This window comes from Amycolatopsis sp. NPDC000009 (assembly GCF_055563465.1).
The window spans coordinates 671,889-692,154 of record NZ_JBVHDI010000001.1; the positions used below are offsets into that span (position 1 = coordinate 671,889).

Genomic DNA, 20,266 nt, shown 5'->3' on the forward strand with positions numbered 1-20,266 from the left:
CCCCATGCCGGGAGACCGGGAGAGTCCATGGGACGCCACGCCACCGCCCGGACCCGAAAACGGATACTGCTCCCGCTGTCGGCGATCGCGCTGGCGGCCGCACTCGGCGCGGCCACGTGGGTGGCCATGGCGCGGTCCGAACCCGGCTGCGAGCCCGTGCGGGTGGTCGTCGCCGCGTCGCCCGACATCGCGCCCGCGGTCACCGAGGCGGCCAGGGCCCTCGATCTCGCCTGTGTCGCCTTCGATGTCCAGTCCAGGGAATCCCACCAGGTCGCGGCCGAGCTGTCCGGGACGGCGCCCCGGCCGCAGGCATGGATCCCGTCCTCGACGCTGTTCCTGAGAAAGGCCGCCGGTGTTCCTCTCTCCGGGCCGTCGATCGCCAGTTCGCCGGTGGTGCTCGCGGTCGCGGAGCCGATCGCGCGGGCGCTCGGCTGGCCCCTCGAGTCGCTGACCTGGCCGGAAGTGCTCGGCCACCCCGGAATCGCCGCCGGGATGCCGGACCCGGGACGCGATCCCGCCGGGGTGTCCGCGCTGGTGGCACTGCGCGAGGTCGCGAAGGACGCCTCGGATCCCGCCGCCGCGTACGTGGCCTCGCTCCGGAAGTTCTCGGCCACCACATCCGGCGCGACGGTGTTCCCCGCGGCGGAGAACGCGGTGCTGCGGCACAATTCCGGGCTTCTTGAAGGCGAGACCGCGTCGGTGGCCGTGTACTCACCCGCCGCTCCTGCCCTCGATTACCCGTTCGCCGAGGTCGAGGGAGCGACCGCGCAGCAGGGCAAGGCCGTCGCGGAACTGAAACGCACCCTGCTCCACGGTGCCGCGATCGGCCCACAGTCGGAGCTGCGCGCCCCGGGCGTGCAGGCGTTGCGGCTGGGCGAAACCGATCAACGCGTCGCGGCACAGGGACAGCGCAGTGCCGAGATCCCGGCCGCCGCGGAGGTCGCCAAGGCGCTCAGCCAGTGGGCCGCGGTGAACGTGAGCGCCCGGGTCCAGGTGCTGATCGACGTGTCCGGTTCGATGAGCGCGCCGGTCCCGGGAACCGGCAAGTCCCGGCTGCGGATCACGCTGGAGGCGGCGGAGAACGCTTTGCATCTGTTCAAATCCACGTCACAGGTCCGTTTTCTGGCTTTCGCGACCAAAGTGGACGGTGATCGGGACCACCGGGAGATCCTGCCGATGGCGCCGGTCGCGCAGCAGCTGGCCGCCGTCGACCGGCTGCGCGCGGTTCGCGCCGTGCCGGACGGGCAGACCGGGCTCTACGACAGCGTTCTCGACATCTACCGGCTGGCGCACGAGGAATGGGAGCGGGGGAAGCTGAACCTCGTCATCGTGATGACCGACGGCCACAACACCGATCCCGGCGGCATCAGCCGCGAGAACCTGGTGGCGGAACTGGGAAAGCTGAGCGACCGGGACCGCCCGGTGCCGTTGATCGCCATCGGGATCGGGCCGGAGGCCGACGAGACCGAACTCCGTCAGCTCGTCGCGCCCGCCGGCGGCCAGGCCTTCCTCAGCCGTGATCCCGCGAAGATCGGAGAGGTGTTTTACGGCGCTCTGGCCCGGATCGCCGGCGCCGGATGAAGTAGACGCCGAGGATCACCGCCAGGCTGATCAGGCTCAGGTACAGCTGCGCCCGCGTGTCCGAGTCCACGAACAGCATCGACGCGACCACGGCCAGCGTCCCGGCGAGCGTGAGCCAGCTCAGCCACGGGTAGCCCCACATACGCAGTTTCAGCCGTTCCGGTGCCTCGGCCTCCAGACGGCGCCGCATCCGGAGCTGTGAGCCGGCGATGATCGCGTACACGAACAACGCGACCGCCCCGGCGGAGTTGATGATGAAGTAGAAGATCTTGTCCGGGGACACGAAGTTCATCACCACGGCCACGTAGCCGACCGACGTGGACACCAGGATCGCCTTCCACGGCACGCCGCGCCGGTTCGTGTCCGCGATCCATTTCGGCGCCCAGCCGTTGCCGCGCAACGCGAACAGCATGCGGGAAGCGGTGTACAGCCCCGAATTCAGCACCGATAGCACGGCCGTCAGCACCACCGCGCTGACCACCGTCTCGGCGGCGGGGATGCCGAACCGGCCGAACGCGGCGGCGAACGGGCTCGTCGTGGTCGGGATGTCGCGCCAGCCGGTGATCATCACCAGCAGTGTCACGGAGCCGACGTAGAACACGATGACCCGCCAGACGATCGACGAGGTCGCCTTGCGCACGGCCGTTTCGGGCTCCCGCGATTCGGCGGCGGCGATGGTGACGATCTCCGCGCCGAAGTAGGAGAAGATCACGATCACCACCCCGTGCACCACCGAGAACGGGCCGTTGGCCAGGAAACCGTCCTGCGCGATGTTGCCGACCGAGAACGATCCGCCGGGCCAGACCCCGAGCACGAACAGGACGCCCACCACGAGGAACACCACGATCGTGGCGATTTTGACCGACGCGAGCCAGAACTCCGTCTCCCCGAACGAACGGGCGGAGGCGAGGTTGGTCGCGGTCAGCAGCAGCATCAGCACGAGCGAGAAGATCCATTGCGGCACAACGGGAATCCACGTCTGCAGGATCTTCGCCCCGGCGACCGCCTCGAAGGCGACCACGCCGACCCAGAAGTACCAGTACAGCCAGCCGACGGTGAAGCCCGCCCAGCCGCCGAGCGAGGTCCGCGCGTATTCCATGAAGGAGCCCTGCGCCGGGGCGGCCGTCGCCATCTCGCCGAGCATCCGCATCACCAGCACGACGATCAGGCCGCCGATGGCGTAGGAGAGGACGGCCGCCGGGCCGACGGTGTGGATGACCGCGCCGCTGCCGATGAACAGGCTCGCGCCGATGATGCCGCCGAGGGCGATCATCCGGACGTGGCGTTGCCGCAGTTCCGGGCGCAGACCCGCCCGTTCGGAACCGGATTCCCCACCCATGTCGCGGTTACCTCCTGCCGGAGTGGCTGCGGATCGCGGGATTGTCGCACCGCGAGGCCGGGAGGAAAAGTGTTTGCGCAACCCCAGGTGAACAGGCCGATGTGGACTCTGCCAACCTAGGCACCTCCACCGCGCGTTCCGAGGAGCTCTTCGATGTCGCACGCCGTCCTCCGGTTCCTGCCCGCCGTCGCCCTGGCCGCCGTCGCGCTCGCGGGCTGCTCGGACGAGGCACCCCAGCCGCAGACGGCGCCTCCCGGGTCTTCACCGGTGGCGCAGCAGGCCGCCGTTCCGTTCAACGACGCCGACGTCGCGTTCGCGCGGCAAGCACTCGCGCACCACCAGCAGGGCGTGGATCTGGCTTCCCTGGCGGAAACCCGTGCGGCGAACGAGCAGCTGAAGGTGCTCGCGAAGCGGATCATCGACACGCACGAACCGGAGATCGCGCGGCTGTCCAGGCTCATCGAGGCGTGGGGTCAGCCGGCGCCGGACGACCCGAACCTCGAACACGTCCAGCGCGACGGGTACATCAGCCCCGGTGACATGGCGGCACTGGCCGGGCTGTCCGGAAAGGACTTCGACCGCCAGTTCGCCGCGAGGTTGCTGCGCCAGCGCGAGGCCGGCGTCCGCATCGCCGACGCCGAAACCCAGCACGGCCGCAACCCCGACGCCCGCGACCTCGCCGCGACGACTTCGCGTTCGCAGCAGCAGGAGATCGGCGACCTACGGGGCTTCCAGCAGGGTTGAGTCCGTCTGGACCACGTTCGAATTCAGCTGGACGATGTACGCGCCGGTGAGCAGCACCACCGCGCCGGCGGCTTGGATCCAGCTGAGCGCCTCGCCCAGCAGCAGCCAGGCCGCGGCGGCGGCGATCAACGGCTCCACCAGTCCGACGACGCTCGCCACCGACGCCGGAAGATGGCGCAGCGCCGCCATGCCCGTCGCGTAGGCGAGGACGGTCGCGATCAGCACCAGCGCGATCAGCAACGACCACACCGGCGGTTCCCACGGCCCGAACGTCGCCGGCGTGGCGAGGATGCCCCACGGAATCGTCCACGGCGGGGCGACCGCGCACACCAGTACCGCGCCGATCGTCATCCCCCAGGTGACCATGCCGAGTGGATCACGGTCCGCGACGCCGCGCTCGCCGAGGAGGAAGTAACCCGCCGAACAGACGGCCGCGCCCAGCCCGGCGAGCAACCCGAGGACGTCCAGGCTCAGCCCCTCCCACACCTGCGCGACCAGCATGAGCCCGGCCATCGCCAGCGCGATCCCCGCCCACATCACCCTCGGCAGCCGCACCCGGCGCACGAACCGCACCCACAGCGCGATCAGCACCGGGGAGGTGAACTCGAGCAGGATCGCGATCCCGACCGGGATCCGGCCCGCCGCCAGGAAATACATGAGCTGGACGCCCGCGACACCGAGCGAGCCGTACGCGAGCAGCAGCGGCCACTCGTTCTTCGTGACTTTGAGGAGTTTCGGCCGGAAGACGGCGACCAGCGCGAGCAGCACGATCGCCGACAGCCCGATGCGGATCGCCGCGACCTGCTCCGGGGACAGCCCGGCCTGCATCGCCGGTTTGCCCAGCACGCCCGAGGTCCCGAAGAAGAGGGCGGCCAGCAGGATCAGCGTGATGCCCCGGCCGCGACGCGCGACGTGCGGGGTGCGGGCGGCGGCGAGTTCGGCGGTCACGGCCGGAGGCTAGAGGCCGGGTGGCGGCGGGTCGAGCCGTTTTCCCAGCGGCTGGGCTTGGGGCGAGCCTCGTGGGTGGGGCCTTTGTCCGTGAAGGCCACCTTGAGGGACCCAGAGTCCCTTAAGGAGGCCTTCACGGACTCGCGATCAGGGCGGTCAGAAGGAGGTGCCGCCGTCGGTCCAGTTCGTCTGGGCGAAGTCCTCGTCGTCGACGGGAGCGCGACGTGGTCTGCGGACCGGTTCCGGTGCCGGGGGAGCCGCGACCGGCTGCTCGGGTTCGGTGGCTTCGAGGGCCTGGGGTTCGGGCGTGCCGTTCGGCCAGACACAGGGGGAGGTCGCGCCGAGATAGAACTTGCCGAGGTCGTTCGCCTTGATCGACATGTCGAAGGCGTCGCCGGTGTTGCGTGCGAAGACATACTGATCCGTCGGCCGGGCGTCGGTCAGGATCTTGAAGGCGTTCGCTTCCCACCACTGGGTGATCGCGGTGAAATGCTCGGCGAACCGCGCGGAGTCCAGGCCGATGATCTCGTAGGTCGCGGAGATCTCGAAGCGGCCCAGCGGGCCTTTGTCGGTCGGGTCCGTGCATTCCGAACGGTTCCGCGTGAAGGGCTTCAATTCGGCGCCGTCGGGCAACGCCGACAGCGCGCCTTGGATGTACTGCTCGACCTTGTCGCGAGCCTGCTGTTCGGTGATCGTCGATTCCATGTCGTCCCCACCTCCAGGGGAACAGGCCGCCGAGAACATCAGCGAGGCGAGAATGAATGTGAAGGCCCGATTCACGTCGTCGGTTTCCCGGCGATGATCTGGCCGAGATTGTTCAGCGACGGGTTGTTGTCTTCCCAGTATTCGCTGTGCGCCGCCGTGCTGTACCCGCCCCACCCGTCCGTGCCCGGCGCCGAGGTGAACACCTGCCCGCCGAAGTCCGCGTCGGTCGGGTCCTGGCCGAGGATCGGGTCGTACCCCGCGATCTCGACGTTCGCCAGGTTGATCATGTCGTGTTCGGCCACCGTTGCGTGGACGTGCTTGCCGATCTCGTCCTGATTCACCCCGTCGAGACGCAGTTCGCTCACGTCGTGCGCGCCGACGCCGGGGCTCGCCACGAAGACGAGTTCGTCCGCGGCGAGGCCGCCGTCCCCGGCCGCGTGCCCGACGACGGTGGTGCCGTAGCTGTGCCCCAGCACCGTGTTGTGCGAGGGCGGTCCCTGGTGTGTTTCCCGCAGCCCGTCTTGGAACTGGTCGAGGGCCGCTTTGCCACCCTCGGCGTACTTGTCGCTCGCGGCGTCGGTGAGCTCGTTCGGCGCGTCGTAGCCGAGCCAGGTGATCACTGCCGTCGAGGGGGAGCCCGAGGTGGTCGCCGCGGCCCACATCTTGTCGGACCGGTTGAGGTCGCCGCCGATTTTCGACAACTCCGATCCGGTCCCGGGCACGTAGGTCGCCACGTTCGCCGCGGTGTCGGGATTCCCCGCGGAGACGATCGCCTTCCCGTCGCCGCTGGTGTCCAGTGCCAGCAGGAACGCCTGCGGTTCCGACCGGTCCAGCCGCTGCTGGATGGCTTCCAGGCCCTTGAGTTTCGGATCGCCTTGGAGCCGCGCGATCTCGCGGGCGAGGACGGCGCGGTTGGCGGCGTCGCGGTCGGTGGCCGGAATCCCGTCGAGATTGCCGACGAGTCCCGGATTCCCTTGCAGCAGAGCGACTTTCGCCGTGTCCGACAGACTCGCCCACCAAGCCTTGTTGTCGCCGGGAGTGCCGTTCTCCGGTGGGCCGATGATCGACAGGCCGCTCTGCGCGGCTCCGGCTTCGGCCGCTTGGGCGAGTGTGTTGCCGCCTTGTTCGGTGATCTCGCCCCGAAGGACCCGGCGCAGGATCTCGGCGAAATCGGCGTCGACGTCGGCCGCGCGGCGCAGGCCCTGCTCGATCCTGTCGGCCAGTTCCGCCATCACGCGCGCCTGGTCCGGCTGTGGAACGCCGACGGAGATCTCGCCACCGGCGCCGATGGCCAGGCCGTTCCGGTGGGCGAGTTCGTCGGTCTCCCGCACGAACGCGACGATCCGGTCCAGCGCGATCTGGACTTCGTGAGCGCCTCGCCGGACCGCGGAGGCTCCCGCGACGAGCCGCTCCAGGGTGGAGGTCAACGACGCACCCCGCGTCGCGGCGGCGGTGGCGGCGTCGCCGGTCCAGCCCGTGAAGCGGGCCATGGCTCCGACGTCGTCGTTCGCGGCGATGATCTTGGTGCAGCCGTCGTTGAGCGCGTCGGCGACCTCGCCGATGGCGGCCGGATCCCACCGGCGCACGTCTCCCCAGGTGAGCATCAGACGGGGAGTTCCCGTGACGCCGCCAGTTCGTTCGAGCGGTAGCGGACGGCCGCCGCGTCGAGTCGTGCGGAGTAGTCCGCGGTGTTCTCGGCCCAGCCGGGCACCGCCCGGCCCCAGGAATCCGCGAGCAGGCGGGCCGCTTCACCCGATACGCCGCCCGGCAACCCCTCCGCGACACCGGTGAGCGTGGCCGCGAGGTTCACCTTCCCGACGTCGTCCGAAGCCCGTTTCGCCGCGCTCGACGCCGCGCCGATCGCCTCCAAAGCCACCTCGTACCCGCCGGTCATCCCGCTTCCTCCCCGTAGCGTGACGCTGTGTGACCACACTACGACGCGGGAGCCGGACCCGCGGTTCCCTTCACCCGTCCTTGAAAAGGCCGTCGGCGACGTGGCGCGAAACGGTGGCGAGGCGTCGCCCCTGAAGCCGGAGGGCCTCCAGGGCGAGATCGTCGGGTTCGGCGGATTCGTGTGAGACGAATGAGCCGCCGTTCGGATTGCCCGATTCGAGCAGCCGCGGATCGGTGTCGCCGGCACGGTCGCTTCGAGCCGCTGTGCGCGGTGGAGGCGGTGGTGAACGACGTCGCGACCTTGTTCACCGGCTTTCCCTTGGCCCACAGGCCGCCGGTACTGTCCGAAAAGGACTTCAGCTGGGCGGCGGGACCGCCGAACCGGGCCGCGAACCCGTCGGTCCACTCCAGGTCCGCCAACGTCGCGGTCCGGACTCAGTACTTCTTCCAGGGGCTGACCGTGTCCGTCGGCCGCGTCGGGTCGTGGAAACGCGGCTTGTCCAGTTCGTCCCTGCGCAGCGGGACGAGACCGTCGGTGATCGCCTGCATGATCTTGGCGTGCGCGCGGACCCCGGCGCCCGGCCGTTCCGGCTCGATCTCCGACAGGTCCACCGGGTCGCCGAAGTGCACCTTGAACCGCGGCCGCCGCATGGGCGCGCTCAGCCCGGACTTCGCGAGCGGCACCAGGTCGGCGGGGCCGTTGACGGTCTCCGTGCCCCAGTACACCGCCTCGTGCGCGCCCCACTGGCTGATCGGGATCACCGGCACCCCGGCGGCCAGCGCGAGCCGCGCCGCGCCGGTCTTGCCGCGCTCCGGCCACAGGCCGGGATCGTGGCTGATCCGGCCTTCGGGGTAGACGATCAGCGGGTCACGGGTGGTCCGCAGGGCTTCGGTGGCTTCGGCGAACTGGCCGATGGCCGTCGACGCCTGTTTGCGGTCGACCCGCAGATGACCACTGACCCGCAGCGCCGGGCCGATGACCGGCGCGTCGAGGATGCCGCCCGCCAGCATGAACCGCGGATTGATGCCGATCCGTTTGCAGGCCGCCATCAGCACGAACGCGTCGAAGACACCGATGTGGTTGGCCGTCATGAGCAAGGGCTTACGGCGCAGTTCGGCAGGCACACCGCCGGTCACGGTGAGTTTGCCGACGAAGTTGACCAGCCCCCGGTCGATGTTCAGCATCGTGCGCCAGATGGCCGGGGCGCGGCGAGCCGAATTGTCATCCTGATGCAGCGCGAACATGGGGCAGAGCATGTCATGAACCGCTTTTCACCCGGATGGCCGCTCAAGCTGTGACCTGAGACGAATGTTCTCGATGTGCTCCGAGTGGCAGCCGGGGCTGGAGGGGCGATGCGGTTACCGTGGAGACATGGCTAGCGGGTCCACGACCAGGAAACGGAGTACGGCGCGAAGCGGCGGCAGCAAGGGGCCGGCGCGCAAGCCGCGTACCCCGGCGAAGCCCAGGTCAACGGCTGCGAGGAAGCCCGCTCCACGGCGTCCGGCGCCGCGGAAGCGCTCGTCCGGCACCTTCGCCAAGGGCGTGCGCGGCACCTGGAACCTGCTCGCGAAGGGCCTCGGCACTCTCGCGCGGACGGTCGGCCGAGGCCGGGAACTGGAACCCGAGCACCGTCGCGACGGTCTCGCCCTGGGCCTCATCGCGCTCGCGCTGGTGATCGCGTTCGGTGTCTGGTGGCGGGCCGCGGGCCCGATCGGCGGCTGGGTGGAGGTCGGCGCCCGCTCGCTGCTGGGCGCAGGTGCCGTGACGCTCCCGCTGGTGCTGACCGTGGTCGCCGTCGCGCTGATGCGGTCGGAACCGATGCCGGAGGCCCGGCCGCGGATGGTCATCGGCACCCTGCTGGTGATCCTGTCCGTGCTCGGCCTGCTGCACATCTTCACCGCGCTGCCCGAGACCAACGACGGCCGGATGTACGCCGGCGGGGTGATCGGCGCGTTCTCCGGCGGCCTCCTGACCATGGGCGTCACCACGTGGGTCGCGGTGCCGCTGCTGGTGCTGGCGCTGCTGTTCGGCACGCTCGTGTTCACCGGGACCCCGGTCCGGGAGATCCCGCACCGCCTGCGGAACTGGGGCCTCGACCCCGAAGAGATCGAAGAGGCCGAGGCCGAGCGCAAGGCCATCCACGAAGAACGCGACGCCGTCACCGAAGCCGACCCGAAGTCGGTCCGCCTGCGGAAGCCGTCGCGCCGCCGCCAGGCTTCGGCCGACCATGAGGGCGAGCAACTCGACATCGAGGCCGCGCTGGCCGAAGCGCCGACGCCGCTGCGCCCGCCGAAGCCCGCGCCCAAGCCTGTCGAAGAGAAGAAGCCGAAGAAGGCCGAGGCCCCGCTGGCGGTCACCAGGACCGTCGAGGGCGACTACCAGCTCCCGCCGCCGGATCTGCTGAAGCTCGGCGACGCGCCGAAGTCCCGCAGCAAGGCCAACGACGCCATGATCGAGGCGATCACCGGCGTGCTGGAGCAGTTCAACGTCGACGCGCAGGTCACCGGCTTCACGCGGGGACCGACGGTCACCCGGTACGAGGTCGAACTCGGTCCCGGCGTGAAGGTCGAGAAGATCACCGCGCTGACCAAGAACATCGCCTACGCGGTGGCGACCGACAACGTCCGGCTGCTGGCGCCGATCCCCGGCAAATCCGCCGTCGGTATCGAGGTGCCGAACTCCGACCGCGAGATGGTGCGTCTCGGCGACGTGCTGCGCGCGCCGTCGACGGTCAAGGACAACCACCCGATGGTCATCGGGCTCGGCAAGGACATCGAGGGCCATTTCGTCACCGCGAACCTGACGAAGATGCCGCACCTGCTGGTGGCGGGGTCCACCGGTTCCGGTAAGTCGAGCTTCGTGAACTCGATGCTGGTGTCGCTGCTCGCGCGCTCGACGCCGGACGAATGCCGGATGATCCTGATCGACCCGAAGATGGTCGAACTGACCCCGTACGAGGGCATCCCGCACCTGATCACGCCCATCATCACCCAGCCGAAGAAGGCCGCCGCGGCGCTGGCCTGGCTGGTGGAGGAGATGGAGCAGCGCTATCAGGACATGCAGGTCAACAAGGTCCGGCACATCGACGACTACAACAAGAAGGTGCGCTCGGGCGAGATCACCGCGCCGCCCGGCAGCGAGCGCGTCTACCAGCCGTACCCGTACATCATGGCGATCGTCGACGAGCTCGCCGACCTGATGATGACCGCCCCGCGCGACGTCGAGGACGCGATCGTCCGGATCACCCAGAAGGCGCGTGCCGCCGGTATCCACCTGGTGCTGGCGACCCAGCGCCCGTCGGTCGACGTCGTGACCGGCCTGATCAAGACGAACGTGCCGTCGCGGCTGGCGTTCGCGACCTCGTCGCTCACCGACTCGCGGGTCATCCTCGACCAGCCGGGCGCGGAGAAGCTCATCGGTATGGGTGACGCGCTGTACCTGCCGATGGGGGCCGGGAAACCGGTCCGCATCCAGGGCGCCTTCGTCGGCGACGAAGAGATCTCCGCGGTGGTGAACTTCGCCAAGGAGCAGGCGCAGCCGGACTATCAGGACGGCGTGACCGCGGCGAAGGCAGGCGAGAAGAAGGAAATCGACTCCGACATCGGCGACGACCTCGACGTCCTGCTGCAGGCCGCCGAGCTGATCGTCACCTCGCAGTTCGGCTCGACGTCGATGCTGCAGCGGAAGCTGCGGGTCGGCTTCGCCAAGGCCGGACGCCTGATGGACCTGCTGGAAAGCCGCGGCGTCGTCGGGCCTTCGGAGGGCTCGAAGGCGCGGGACGTGCTGATCAAGCCGGAGGAACTCGAGTCGGTGCTGTTCATGATCCGCGGCGGCGGAGACGCGAACGGTGGGGACGTCTCCGACGACTGAGGCTTTTGAAGGACCGATGCAACGGACCGGAGCCTCCGCTACGTCCAGCACACGTGGACCTCAAGAAGCTGCTCGTCGTCTTCTGCGCCCTGGTCGGCCTCGCCTGCGGAGCCGGCAGCTCCGCCGCGCGTGAACAACCCGCGACAGCTCAGCCGGCGCCGGCCCAGTCCGCACCGGTACAGCGGCCCCAGCCTGCTGGGGGCGCCGTCGAGCTGGGGGCGACCGTCGACCTCAAGGCCGGTGAAACGACCGAGGTCGCGTCGAAGGACGTCAGCATCCGCTTCGCTCGCCTGGTGTCCGATTCCCGCTGCGCCGGGGGAATGGTCTGCGTCTGGGAAGGGGAGGCCGTGATCGAGCTGACCCTGGCCGAACCGGGACGCGGTGAGCGGACGACGGCGGCCCTCGCCTCCACCGGGCGTGGTGGCAGGCAGTCCGTCGAGTTCGCCGCCTGCCGGGTGGACCTGGTCGCCGTGAGTTCGGGGGGCGACCAGGTCACCCTGCGGGTGTCGAAGGCTTAGCGAGGCATCCGGCCACGGTGGCGTGTTGCGAAAGTGGCTTTCGCAACGTTCAGGTCCGTGCTGCAGGTGCGCGAGTGGCGGTTTCGCGTGATCAGACGGACGACACGCGTGACTGAATGGACGACACGCGTGATCAGACGGACGACACGCGATGGCGCCACGGGAACACGTGTGTCGTCCATGCAATCACGCGTGTCGTCCACCGGATCACGCGTGTCGTCCATCCAGACACGCGAAACCGCCACGACTGCTCACTGGAGCGGGTTGCCCCAGCCGTCGAGGTACGCGACTTCCGACAGCGGCACCCGCGCCGCGGGTTTGAAGTCCGGCACCGTCGTGTAGGCGACCGGCAGCAGTCCGACCTGCGTGACATCGGCGGGGATGCCGAGGATGCCGGCCGCCTCCGCCTCGTGGGTCAGGTGGTACGTCGTGAGGGTCGAGCCGAGGCCTCGCGACCGCAGCGCCAGCTGGAAGTTCCACACCGCCGGGAAGATCCCGCCGTAGAACGCGGCGTCGGCCGCGTTGTCGCCGCTCGGCCTGCCGGTCAGGCACGGGATGACGAATACGGGCACCCGGTCGATCACGTCGATCAGGTGCTGCCCCGAAGCGAACGCCCTCGCCACCGAGGGCTCGGTGATCGCTTCGCCCAGCGCCGCCGCGTTCGCCTCCAGATACGCCTTCCCGACCCGCCGGAACAGCTCGGACAGCCGGTCCTTCACGCCCTGATCCCGCACCACGAGCCACCGCCACGCCTGCTGGTTGCCCGGGGTGGGCGCCTGCAGCGCGAGCCGCAGGCACTCGTCGAGCACCTCGGGTTCCACCGGCCGGTCCAGGTCGAGCTTGCGGCGGACCGCTCGCGTCGTGCTGAGCAGGTGGTCGGTGGCCGAGGTGTCCATGTGCCGCCCTTCTACAGATGCGCCGCGAGGAAGCGGTCGATCAGCTCGCTGATCGGTTCGAGGTCCTCCTCCAGCGCGAAATGCCCGGTGTCGAAGAGGTGAACCTCCGCCGAGGGAACATCATTCCGGAAAGCCTCGGCCCCCGCCGGGACGAAGAACGGGTCGTTGCGACCCCACACGGCGAGCACGGGCGGCTGGGCTTCGCGCAGCCACGCCTGGAACCTCGGGTACGCGGGCGGGTTGTTCCGGTAGTCCCAGAACAGGTCCAGCATCGCCTCCGCCCGGCCGGGCAGGCCGAGGAAGTACTGGTCCAGCAGGTAGTTCGCGGGATCGATGGTCTCCGGATCGCGGGCGCCGGAGTACTGGAACCGGATCTGCTCCGGTTCGAGGATCGCCTCGAACCCGTGGCGCGCCTCGGTTTCGTCCGTCAGGGACGGGAAGTCCGGCATCGCCGGGCCGAGCCCCTCGACGTAGGCGTTGCCGTTCTGCGTGATCAACGCCGTGATCTGGGACGGGCGCGAGACGGCCAGCCGCAGGCCCGTCGGGGCACCGAAATCGAAGACGTAGAGCGCGTAGCGGCGCAGCTCCAGCGCGTCCACGAACTCGCCGATCACCTCCGCGAGCCGGTCGAAGGTGAACGTGAAGCCCTCGGGCGTGACGGTCTGCCCGAAGCCGGGCAGGTCCGGCGCGATGAGCCGCCACCGGCCGGCGAGACGGCGCATCAGCCGGACGAACTGATGTGACGACGTCGGGAAGCCGTGCAGCAAGAGCAACACGGGTGCTTCGGGATCGCCTGCCTCGCGATAGAAGACCTCGACGTCGCCGAGTTTGACGGAACGGTGCCGGATGGTGGCCATGGACACTCCCTAATGGTTAAAACTGTCTCGAACCATTAGTACCTGATAGTGTCAAGGCATGCTCGATCTCGACTCGCTTCCCGGTGACGATCTCGCGGTGAACCTCGCCGACACCGTGATGCTGGCCGTCTCACCACCGATCGACCTGCTCGACGACGGTCACGCGAAGTTCTGGGCGACCCAAGCTTTGCCCGAAGGTGCCCGGGCGCCTTCGGCCGAGCAGACGAGGCGCCTGCGTTCAGCGGTGCGTGAACTGCTGGAGGCGACAGTGGCCGCACGGGAGCCTGAGGCGTGGGCGGTGGAGCGGGTCAACGCGGCCGCGGCGGCCGTCCCGACCAGCCCACGGCTCACCGCCGGGGGAGCGGAGACGTGCTGGCACGGCGAGGACGGCGGCGAGATCGCACTGGCCGCCGTCGCTGTCGCCGCGATCGACCTCGTGTCCGGGCCGCGCGCGGCTCAGCTGCGGCGATGCGGCGCGCACGACTGCTCGATGCTGTTCGTGGCGGCCAACAGCAGGCGGGTGTGGTGCACGCCGTCGCTGTGCGGCAACCGCGTCCGAGTGGCCCGCCACGCGAAGAAAACTTAAAGCTCCAGCAGCATCCGGCTGTTGCCCAAGGTGTTGGGCTTCACGTACGGCAGGTCCAGGAACTCCGCGACACCCGGGTCGGCCGAGCGCCGCATCTCCTCGTACACCTCCTGCGTCACCGGGGTGCCGTCGATCTCGACGAACCCGTGACCGGCGAAGAAGTGCGTCTCGAAGGTCAGCACGAACAGCCGCTTCAGCCCGATCTCGCGGGCGAAGTCGATCAGCTGCGCCACCAGCGCGTGCCCGATGCCGCGCCCCCGGGAGTCCTTGTCGACCGCGATGGTGCGCAGCTCGGCGATGTCCTCCCACAGCACGTGCAGCGCGCCGCAGCCGAGCACGTCGTCACCGTCTTCGACCACCCAGAACTCCTGGACGCTCTCGTAGAGGGTGACGAGTTCCTTCTCCAGCAGCACCGTCCCGGCGTCGGAATCGACCAGCGCCTTGATCTTGCGGACGTCCGCGATCCGCGCCCGGCGGACGGTGGGGCGGCGGTGCGGGAGCGGGTCTGAGGGCACGTCCACCATTAAGCCATCCCCGGCGTCCGGCCCCGTCGATGGCTCGCCCGAGCGAGCGATCGCCGACCCCGCGGGCAGGCCAGCTACCCTAAGGCACGTGCCTTCTCCCACCACTGATCCTGTCGCCACCCGTCGCGTTTCCTTGTTGACCCTCGGTTGCGCCCGCAACGAGGTCGATTCCGAGGAACTCGCCGGACGGCTGGCGGCGGGCGGCTGGGAGCTCGCCGCCGAGCCCGAGGACTCCGACGTCGTGGTCGTCAACACCTGCGGTTTCGTCGAGTCCGCCAAGAAGGACTCCGTCGACACGCTGCTCGCGGCCTCCGACACCGGCAAGAAGGTCGTCGCCGTCGGCTGCATGGCCGAGCGCTACGGCAACGAGCTGGCCGAGAGCCTGCCCGAGGCCGACGCGGTCCTGGGTTTCGACCACTACGCCGACCTCGCGGAGCGGCTCGACGACGTGGTGGCCGGCCGCAAGGTCGAGTCCCACACCCCGTCCGACCGCCGCAAGCTGCTGCCGATCAGCCCGGTCCAGCGCCCGACCGCCGCCGAGTCGGTCGAGGTGCCGGGGCACGCGCAGCACGGCTGGGGCCCGCGGGTGCTGCGGACCAGGCTCGACACCTCCCCGGTGGCCGCGCTGAAGATCGCCTCCGGCTGCGACCGGCGCTGCTCGTTCTGCGCGATCCCGTCCTTCCGCGGGTCCTTCGTGTCCCGGCAGCCGGACGAGATCGTCGCCGAGGCGATGTGGCTCGCGGAGAACGGCGTCAAGGAGGTCTTCCTCGTCTCGGAGAACTCCACCTCCTACGGCAAGGACTTCGGCCGTGACGGCGCCCGCGCGCTGGAGCTGCTGGTCCCGCGCCTGGCCGCGGTGCCGGGGATCGAACGCGTCCGCGTCTCGTACCTGCAGCCCGCCGAGACCCGCCCCGGCCTGGTCAAGGCCATCGCGACCACGCCGGGTGTCGCCGACTACTTCGACCTGTCCTTCCAGCACTCCAGCGAGACCGTGCTGCGCCGCATGCGCCGCTTCGGGTCCACGGACTCCTTCCTCGCGCTGTGCGACCAGATCCGGGAGCACTCGCCCAACGCGGGCATCCGCACCAACGTCATCGTCGGCTTCCCCGGCGAGACCGAAGAGGACCTCGCCGAGCTGGAGCGCTTCCTGACCGGTGCGCGGCTGGACGCGGTGGGTGTCTTCGGGTACTCGGACGAGGACGGCACCGAGGCCGAGACCTTCGACGGCAAACTCGACGAGTCCGTGGTGGCCGAGCGGGTCGCGCGGATCTCCGCGCTGGTCGAGGAGCTGACCTCACAGCGGGCCGAGGACCGGATCGGCGATTTCGTCGACGTCCTGATCGAGCAGGCCGAGGACGGCGAGGACCCGATCGGCCGCGCCGCGCACCAGGCCCCCGAGGTCGACGGCGAATGCGTCCTGATCGAGACCGAAGACCTGCCCCCGCTGGCGGTGGGTGACTTCGTGCGCTGCGAGGTCGTCGACTCCGAGGGCGTCGACCTGATCGTGCGGCCCGCGCCGCCCGAGGCCGACCGGTGAATGCCGCCCCGAGCGACGCCGGGGCCGGTGAGGGGACGGGCGGTGAGCACGCCCGGGTTCCCGAGGCCACCCCGGTCCCGACGCTGAACCTGGCGAACCTGCTCACGATGTCGCGGCTGGTGCTGGTGCCGCTGTTCGTGCTGGCGCTGTTCACCGGCGACGGGGCGGACACCTTCTGGCGCGGGATCGCCACCGCGCTGTTCGCGATCGCGTCGTTCACCGACCAGGTCGACGGCTGGGTCGCGCGCAAGTACGGGCTGATCACCGACTTCGGCAAGATCGCCGACCCGATCGCGGACAAGGCGCTGATCGGCGCCGCGCTGATCGGGCTGAGCGTGCTCGGCGAACTGGGCTGGTGGGTCACCATCGTCATCGCGATCCGCGAGATCGGCGTGACGCTGCTGCGGTTCTGGGTGATCCGGCACGGTGTCATCCCGGCCAGCCGGGGCGGCAAGGCCAAGACGCTCGCCCAGATCGCGGCCATCACGGCGTACCTGTTGCCCCTGCCCGAGGCCGCCGAGCCGGTGCGCTGGGTGCTGATGGGGCTGGCGCTCGTGCTGACCGTCGTGACCGGGCTCGATTACGTCGTGCGCGCGGTGCGGCTGCGCGCGGCCGGAAAGCGTGCCGCCGGCGCATGAAACCTGAGACCTTGATCACTCACCTGATCGAGCGTGGGGAGACGGTGGCGACGGCCGAGTCGCTGACCGCCGGGCTCGTCTGCGCGACCCTGACCGAGGTTCCCGGATCGAGCGCCGTCGTGCGGGGTGGTCTGGTCGTCTACGCCACCGACCTCAAGGCGAAGCTGGCCGGTGTCGACGAAGACCTCCTCGCCGCGCACGGCGCCGTCCATCCCGAGGTCGCGGCGCAGTTGGCCGCCGGCGCGCGGGACCGATGCGGCGCCACGTGGGGACTCGGCCTGACGGGTGTGGCCGGTCCGGACGGGCAGGACGGCGTCGCGCCCGGCACCGTCCACGTCGGTCTCGCCGGGCCGGACGTCCTCACCGTCCGCACACTGGACTTGAGCGGTGATCGAGCCTCGGTCAGGGCCGGTGCGGTCTCGGGCGCGTTCGCCCTGCTGGGGGAACATCTCGCATGATCGCCGCGTTCGCCCTTGGCGTATTGCCGTGTCAACACCTGCGCCCGGGGCACCGCTCTGGGTAACGTAGGGGATAGTCAGTCCTGGAAGGGAGGCGCGTGATGACCGTGCTGTTGCGCGAGGCGATCGGCGACCGGCTCCGACACGCCCGCACGAACCAGCGTCGAACGCTGCGGGACATCTCCCGCGCCGCCAGGGTGAGCCTCGGCTACCTTTCCGAGGTCGAGCGCGGGCAGAAGGAGGCGTCCAGCGAGCTGCTGGCGTCCATTTGCGAGGCCCTGGACCTTCCGCTGGGCGAACTCCTGCACAAGGTCGCGGCGGACGTCTCGGCGATGGACAACGTCGAGGTCGCCCCGGTGGACGAGAAGGTCGAAGCGGGCAAGCGGCGCGCTCCGGAGCGGGAAAGCGCCGAAGCGGGCGAGCTCGAAGGCGGTCGCCTGGTGTCCGAGCTGATCGGCAACGACCTGGCCGACCTGCGGATCTCTCCGCCGCCGCGGATGAGCCCCGCCCTGCGGACGACCATCTCCGCACCGAAGATGGTCGCCGCCTAGCAAAAGGTCGTGAACGGAAGAGGCCCCAGGCAGTCCGCCTGGGGCCTTTCCCGTCAGTTCGCGTCGAACGTGCCCGCCTGGTAGGAGCCGCCCTTGGTGTGCGTGATGACGAGCAGCCGGTTGGCGGCGTTGATCATCGCGACCAGGTAGACCAGCGCGGCGACCTGATCGTCGTCGTAGTGCTTCCGCACCCGGGACCAGGTCTCGTCGGAGACACCGGTGTGCGCGTCGACGATCCGGCTGCCTTCCTCCGCGAGGGCGAGCGCGGCCTGCTCGGCCTCGGTGAACACGGTGGACTCGCGCCAGGCGGCGACCAGGTTGACGCGGACGGCGGGTTCGCCGGCGGCCGCCAGGTCCTTGGCGTGGGCGTCGACGCAGAACCCGCAGCCGTTGAGCTGGCTGGCCCGCAGTGACACCAGCTCCTGGGTGACCTTCGGCAGGGGCGAGCCCTTGATGGCCACGCTGACGTTGGCGAAGCGCTTGCCGAGCTTGGCGCCGAGTTCGTTGCTGTTCAGATCGAAACGGGAATCCATGGTCTCGTCCTCTTCGTGGTCGTGTGCTGAACCGGACGACCACCAGATGCCGGCGGCCCGGCGCCGCTGACAGCACCAGGGCGTGACGTGTGTCACGGCGGCGACGTGTCAGAAATCGAGGGGCCGCGGTGTCTGGTGGGGACACCCTCGCCGAGAACAGGAGCCGTCCATGTCCGCCACGGAGGCGTTCGTCGCCCACCGGAACCTGTTGTTCACCGTCGCCTACGAGATGCTCGGCTCGGCCGCCGACGCCGAAGACGTCCTCCAGGAGACCTGGCTGCGCTGGTCGGGCGTCGATCTCGGCACCGTGGAGAACCCGAGGGCGTATCTGGTCCGCATCACCACCCGGCAGGCGCTCGGGAGGCTGCGCACGCTCGGCCGCCGCAAGGAGTCCTACGTCGGTCCGTGGCTGCCCGAACCTCTGCTGACCAGCCCCGACGTGGCCGACGACGTCGAACTGGCCGACAGCGTCTCGATGGCCATGCTGCTGGTGCTCGAGACCCTCACGCCGACGGAACGCGCGGTGTTCGTGCTGCGCGAGGTGTTCGACGTGCCCTACGGAGAGATCGCCGAAGCCGTCGGCAAGACCCCGGCCGCGGTCCACCAGATCGCCCACCGGGCGCGGGCCCACGTCGCCGCGCGGAGGCCACGGGGTGCCGCGTCGCCCGACGAGACCAAGGACGTGCTCGACGCGTTCCATCGCGCGGTCCGGACCGGTGACCTGCAGGGATTGCTCGACGTCCTCTCGCCGGACGTCGTCTTCCTCGGCGACGGCGGCGGGGTGGTGCAGGCCGTACTGGAGCCCGTGGTCGGCGCCGCCCTGGTCGCGCCGCTGCTGGCCGCGAGCCGCCCGGTGCGGGACGAGGCGGCGACGATGCGGACGGCGCAGGTCAACGGGCATCCCGCGCTGATCCTCCGGCTTGGTGACGAGGTGGACACCGTCATCGCGCTGCGTATCGACGACGGGCTCATCACCGGGCTCTACGCCGTGCGCAACCCCGAGAAGTTGTCACGCATGGAGGAGGAGACCGCTCTGCGCCGCTGACGGACGGTGAACCCGAAAGGTCGTGGACATCACAGTCAGGGGGATCCCTGAATTCCGTCGGGGTCGCCTGGAACGCGGGACGCCGACCTGACACGATGGAACTCAACGCCGGGGTCGGGACGTTGCAACATCACAGAGGGGACGCCCCACCTCGAGGTAACAGCCCGTGGGATGCGAGAAGGCAGGCGGAGGAGATGGCCAACCCGTTCGTGAAGTTCTGGAAGTACATGATGGCGGCGTTCTCGTCGAAGATCGACGAGCACGCCGACCCGAAGGTACAGATCCAGCAGGCCATCGAGGAGGCGCAGCGCAACCACCAGGCGCTGACCCAGCAGGCCGCCTCGGTGATCGGTAACCAGCGTCAGCTGGAGATGAAGCTGAACCGCCAGCTCGGCGACGTGGAGAAGCTGCAGGCTTCGACCCGCCAGGCGCTGGTGCTCGCCGACGAGGCGCGTGCCAAGGGCGACGAGCAGAAGGCGACCGAGTTCGAGAACGCGGCGGAGAGCTTCGCCGCGCAGCTCGTCACCGCCGAGCAGAGCATCGAAGACCTCAAGACCCTGCACGACCAGTCGCTTCAGGCTGCGGAGCAGGCGAAGAAGGCCGTCGAGCGCAACGCGACCATGCTGCAGCAGAAGCTGGCCGAGCGCACCAAGCTGCTCTCGCAGCTGGAGCAGGCGAAGATGCAGGAGCAGGTCTCCGCTTCGCTGAACCAGATGAGCCAGCTGGCCGCGCCGGGCAACACCCCGTCGCTGGAAGACGTTCGCGACAAGATCGAGAAGCGCTACACCACCGCGCTGGGCTCGGCCGAACTCGCACAGAACTCCGTCCAGGGCCGGATGATGGAGGTCCAGGCCTCCACGACGCAGCTCGCGGGGCACTCGCGGCTGGAGCAGATCCGCGCGTCCATGAAGGGTGACTCCGTCGCTCAGGTGACCGACGGCAAGACCGCCGCCGCACCGGCGAAGGGGTCGAGCTCCGCGGACATCCAGCGTGAGATCCAGGCACGGGTTCAGGCCGAACAGGGCAAGAACCCCGCCTGACA

At 69.7% G+C, this 20,266-nt stretch carries 21 protein-coding genes and 1 pseudogene; 11 read left to right on the forward strand and 11 right to left on the reverse strand.

The genetic code is table 11. The features are described 5' to 3' along the window. Nucleotides 1-27: 27 nt before the first annotated feature. Entirely contained in the window at nt 28-1,581 is a 1,554-nt protein-coding gene (locus ACZ3HL_RS03435; protein ID WP_465528530.1) for a VWA domain-containing protein, read from the forward strand. Here the strand turns inward: ACZ3HL_RS03435 and ACZ3HL_RS03440 are convergent. After that, nucleotides 1,511-2,920: an amino acid permease gene (locus ACZ3HL_RS03440; RefSeq protein WP_465528532.1), complete on the reverse strand. Its 1,410-nt coding sequence runs from the start codon at nt 2,918-2,920 to the stop codon at nt 1,511-1,513. The genes ACZ3HL_RS03435 and ACZ3HL_RS03440 overlap by 71 nt on opposite strands. Before the next feature lie 153 nt (nt 2,921-3,073). Between ACZ3HL_RS03440 and ACZ3HL_RS03445 the strand changes: the two genes are divergently transcribed. Continuing rightward, a complete protein-coding gene (locus ACZ3HL_RS03445) occupies nt 3,074-3,664 on the forward strand; it encodes a DUF305 domain-containing protein (protein ID WP_465528534.1) in 591 nt (196 codons plus the stop codon). Here ACZ3HL_RS03445 and ACZ3HL_RS03450 read toward each other — a convergent pair. The 6 genes and pseudogenes from ACZ3HL_RS03450 to ACZ3HL_RS03475 all read right to left on the reverse strand — a co-directional run bounded on the left by ACZ3HL_RS03450 (nt 3,641) and on the right by ACZ3HL_RS03475 (nt 8,455). Then, on the reverse strand, nt 3,641-4,612 hold the full coding sequence (locus ACZ3HL_RS03450; RefSeq protein WP_465415936.1) for an EamA family transporter: 972 nt from the start codon (nt 4,610-4,612) through the stop codon (nt 3,641-3,643). The genes ACZ3HL_RS03445 and ACZ3HL_RS03450 overlap by 24 nt on opposite strands. A gap of 156 nt (nt 4,613-4,768) precedes the next feature. After that, nucleotides 4,769-5,317 carry a hypothetical protein gene (locus ACZ3HL_RS03455; RefSeq protein WP_465528536.1) on the reverse strand — a complete coding sequence of 183 codons (549 nt, stop codon included), beginning with the start codon at nt 5,315-5,317 and terminating at the stop codon, nt 4,769-4,771. A 71-nt stretch (nt 5,318-5,388) separates the two neighbouring features. Further along, nucleotides 5,389-6,921 carry an alpha/beta hydrolase gene (locus ACZ3HL_RS03460; RefSeq protein ID WP_465528538.1) on the reverse strand — a complete coding sequence of 511 codons (1,533 nt, stop codon included), beginning with the start codon at nt 6,919-6,921 and terminating at the stop codon, nt 5,389-5,391. After that, nucleotides 6,921-7,211, reverse strand: coding sequence for a hypothetical protein (locus tag ACZ3HL_RS03465; protein ID WP_465415931.1), 291 nt, complete (start codon nt 7,209-7,211; stop codon nt 6,921-6,923). Before ACZ3HL_RS03465 ends, ACZ3HL_RS03460 begins: the two co-directional genes overlap by 1 nt. A 70-nt stretch (nt 7,212-7,281) precedes the next feature. Next, a pseudogene (locus ACZ3HL_RS03470) lies at nt 7,282-7,636 on the reverse strand (NADPH-dependent FMN reductase family protein); the annotation flags it as partial. A 9-nt stretch (nt 7,637-7,645) separates the two neighbouring features. Beyond that, nucleotides 7,646-8,455, reverse strand: coding sequence for a lysophospholipid acyltransferase family protein (locus ACZ3HL_RS03475; RefSeq protein ID WP_465415929.1), 810 nt, complete (start codon nt 8,453-8,455; stop codon nt 7,646-7,648). Between the two features lie 127 nt (nt 8,456-8,582). Between ACZ3HL_RS03475 and ACZ3HL_RS03480 the strand changes: the two genes are divergently transcribed. Together ACZ3HL_RS03480 and ACZ3HL_RS03485 are read left to right on the forward strand one after the other, a co-directional pair. Further along, entirely contained in the window at nt 8,583-11,081 is a 2,499-nt protein-coding gene (locus ACZ3HL_RS03480) for an FtsK/SpoIIIE family DNA translocase (RefSeq protein WP_465415927.1), read from the forward strand. A gap of 53 nt (nt 11,082-11,134) precedes the next feature. Further along, the gene (locus ACZ3HL_RS03485) at nt 11,135-11,599 is read left to right on the forward strand and encodes a hypothetical protein (RefSeq protein WP_465528540.1); all 465 of its coding nucleotides are present in this window, start codon (nt 11,135-11,137) and stop codon (nt 11,597-11,599) included. A 251-nt stretch (nt 11,600-11,850) separates the two neighbouring features. Here ACZ3HL_RS03485 and ACZ3HL_RS03490 read toward each other — a convergent pair whose 3' ends face one another. Together ACZ3HL_RS03490 and ACZ3HL_RS03495 are read right to left on the reverse strand one after the other, a co-directional pair. Continuing rightward, nucleotides 11,851-12,495: a nitroreductase family protein gene (locus tag ACZ3HL_RS03490; protein WP_465411923.1), complete on the reverse strand. Its 645-nt coding sequence runs from the start codon at nt 12,493-12,495 to the stop codon at nt 11,851-11,853. A gap of 11 nt (nt 12,496-12,506) precedes the next feature. After that, nucleotides 12,507-13,352: an alpha/beta fold hydrolase gene (locus tag ACZ3HL_RS03495; protein ID WP_465528542.1), complete on the reverse strand. Its 846-nt coding sequence runs from the start codon at nt 13,350-13,352 to the stop codon at nt 12,507-12,509. 58 nt (nt 13,353-13,410) lie between these two features. On the opposite strand from ACZ3HL_RS03495, the gene ACZ3HL_RS03500 reads away from it, so the two are divergent. Next, nucleotides 13,411-13,938 (forward strand): CGNR zinc finger domain-containing protein, encoded by a 528-nt coding sequence (locus ACZ3HL_RS03500; protein WP_465411925.1) that lies wholly within the window; start codon nt 13,411-13,413, stop codon nt 13,936-13,938. Here ACZ3HL_RS03500 and ACZ3HL_RS03505 read toward each other — a convergent pair. Beyond that, entirely contained in the window at nt 13,935-14,462 is a 528-nt protein-coding gene (locus ACZ3HL_RS03505) for an amino-acid N-acetyltransferase (protein WP_240598058.1), read from the reverse strand. The genes ACZ3HL_RS03500 and ACZ3HL_RS03505 overlap by 4 nt on opposite strands. A gap of 88 nt (nt 14,463-14,550) precedes the next feature. Here ACZ3HL_RS03505 and rimO point away from each other — a divergent pair, with 88 nt between their 5' ends. The 4 genes from rimO to ACZ3HL_RS03525 all read left to right on the forward strand — a co-directional run bounded on the left by rimO (nt 14,551) and on the right by ACZ3HL_RS03525 (nt 17,646). Then, nucleotides 14,551-15,999 carry a 30S ribosomal protein S12 methylthiotransferase RimO gene (gene rimO / locus ACZ3HL_RS03510; protein ID WP_034312129.1) on the forward strand — a complete coding sequence of 483 codons (1,449 nt, stop codon included), beginning with the start codon at nt 14,551-14,553 and terminating at the stop codon, nt 15,997-15,999. Further along, on the forward strand, nt 15,996-16,637 hold the full coding sequence (pgsA, locus tag ACZ3HL_RS03515; protein ID WP_465528544.1) for a CDP-diacylglycerol--glycerol-3-phosphate 3-phosphatidyltransferase: 642 nt from the start codon (nt 15,996-15,998) through the stop codon (nt 16,635-16,637). Before rimO ends, pgsA begins: the two co-directional genes overlap by 4 nt. Beyond that, complete coding sequence (locus tag ACZ3HL_RS03520) at nt 16,634-17,095, forward strand: CinA family protein (RefSeq protein WP_240598055.1); 462 nt, start codon at nt 16,634-16,636, stop codon at nt 17,093-17,095. The genes pgsA and ACZ3HL_RS03520 overlap by 4 nt, the downstream gene beginning before the upstream one ends. Nucleotides 17,096-17,196: 101 nt before the next feature. After that, a complete protein-coding gene (locus ACZ3HL_RS03525; RefSeq protein WP_037343144.1) occupies nt 17,197-17,646 on the forward strand; it encodes a helix-turn-helix domain-containing protein in 450 nt (149 codons plus the stop codon). A 53-nt stretch (nt 17,647-17,699) separates the two neighbouring features. Here the strand turns inward: ACZ3HL_RS03525 and ACZ3HL_RS03530 are convergent, their stop codons facing one another. After that, the gene (locus ACZ3HL_RS03530; protein ID WP_465528546.1) at nt 17,700-18,179 is read right to left on the reverse strand and encodes a carboxymuconolactone decarboxylase family protein; all 480 of its coding nucleotides are present in this window, start codon (nt 18,177-18,179) and stop codon (nt 17,700-17,702) included. Nucleotides 18,180-18,348: 169 nt separating this feature from the next. Between ACZ3HL_RS03530 and ACZ3HL_RS03535 the strand changes: the two genes are divergently transcribed. After that, the gene (locus tag ACZ3HL_RS03535) at nt 18,349-19,224 is read left to right on the forward strand and encodes an RNA polymerase sigma-70 factor (RefSeq protein ID WP_465528548.1); all 876 of its coding nucleotides are present in this window, start codon (nt 18,349-18,351) and stop codon (nt 19,222-19,224) included. Nucleotides 19,225-19,418: 194 nt separating this feature from the next. Further along, nucleotides 19,419-20,264, forward strand: coding sequence for a PspA/IM30 family protein (locus ACZ3HL_RS03540; protein WP_126737591.1), 846 nt, complete (start codon nt 19,419-19,421; stop codon nt 20,262-20,264). The last annotated feature ends 2 nt before the right edge of the window (nt 20,265-20,266 follow it).

Excerpts from the sequence above, each read along its gene's own strand:
- ACZ3HL_RS03445 (WP_465528534.1), top strand. The coding sequence starts at position 3,074 with ATGTCGCACGCCGTCCTCCGGTTCCTGCCCGCCGTCGCCCTGGCCGCC.
- ACZ3HL_RS03440 (WP_465528532.1), bottom strand. The coding sequence starts at position 2,920 with ATGGGTGGGGAATCCGGTTCCGAACGGGCGGGTCTGCGCCCGGAACTG.
- ACZ3HL_RS03530 (WP_465528546.1), bottom strand. The coding sequence starts at position 18,179 with ATGGATTCCCGTTTCGATCTGAACAGCAACGAACTCGGCGCCAAGCTC.
- ACZ3HL_RS03455 (WP_465528536.1), bottom strand. The coding sequence starts at position 5,317 with ATGGAATCGACGATCACCGAACAGCAGGCTCGCGACAAGGTCGAGCAG.
- ACZ3HL_RS03520 (WP_240598055.1), top strand. The coding sequence starts at position 16,634 with ATGAAACCTGAGACCTTGATCACTCACCTGATCGAGCGTGGGGAGACG.
- ACZ3HL_RS03540 (WP_126737591.1), top strand. The coding sequence starts at position 19,419 with ATGGCCAACCCGTTCGTGAAGTTCTGGAAGTACATGATGGCGGCGTTC.
- ACZ3HL_RS03505 (WP_240598058.1), bottom strand. The coding sequence starts at position 14,462 with ATGGTGGACGTGCCCTCAGACCCGCTCCCGCACCGCCGCCCCACCGTC.
- ACZ3HL_RS03435 (WP_465528530.1), top strand. The coding sequence starts at position 28 with ATGGGACGCCACGCCACCGCCCGGACCCGAAAACGGATACTGCTCCCG.
- ACZ3HL_RS03475 (WP_465415929.1), bottom strand. The coding sequence starts at position 8,455 with ATGTTCGCGCTGCATCAGGATGACAATTCGGCTCGCCGCGCCCCGGCC.
- ACZ3HL_RS03495 (WP_465528542.1), bottom strand. The coding sequence starts at position 13,352 with ATGGCCACCATCCGGCACCGTTCCGTCAAACTCGGCGACGTCGAGGTC.
- ACZ3HL_RS03480 (WP_465415927.1), top strand. The coding sequence starts at position 8,583 with ATGGCTAGCGGGTCCACGACCAGGAAACGGAGTACGGCGCGAAGCGGC.
- ACZ3HL_RS03490 (WP_465411923.1), bottom strand. The coding sequence starts at position 12,495 with ATGGACACCTCGGCCACCGACCACCTGCTCAGCACGACGCGAGCGGTC.
- ACZ3HL_RS03500 (WP_465411925.1), top strand. The coding sequence starts at position 13,411 with ATGCTCGATCTCGACTCGCTTCCCGGTGACGATCTCGCGGTGAACCTC.
- ACZ3HL_RS03525 (WP_037343144.1), top strand. The coding sequence starts at position 17,197 with ATGACCGTGCTGTTGCGCGAGGCGATCGGCGACCGGCTCCGACACGCC.
- ACZ3HL_RS03460 (WP_465528538.1), bottom strand. The coding sequence starts at position 6,921 with ATGCTCACCTGGGGAGACGTGCGCCGGTGGGATCCGGCCGCCATCGGC.
- ACZ3HL_RS03535 (WP_465528548.1), top strand. The coding sequence starts at position 18,349 with ATGTCCGCCACGGAGGCGTTCGTCGCCCACCGGAACCTGTTGTTCACC.
- ACZ3HL_RS03465 (WP_465415931.1), bottom strand. The coding sequence starts at position 7,211 with ATGACCGGCGGGTACGAGGTGGCTTTGGAGGCGATCGGCGCGGCGTCG.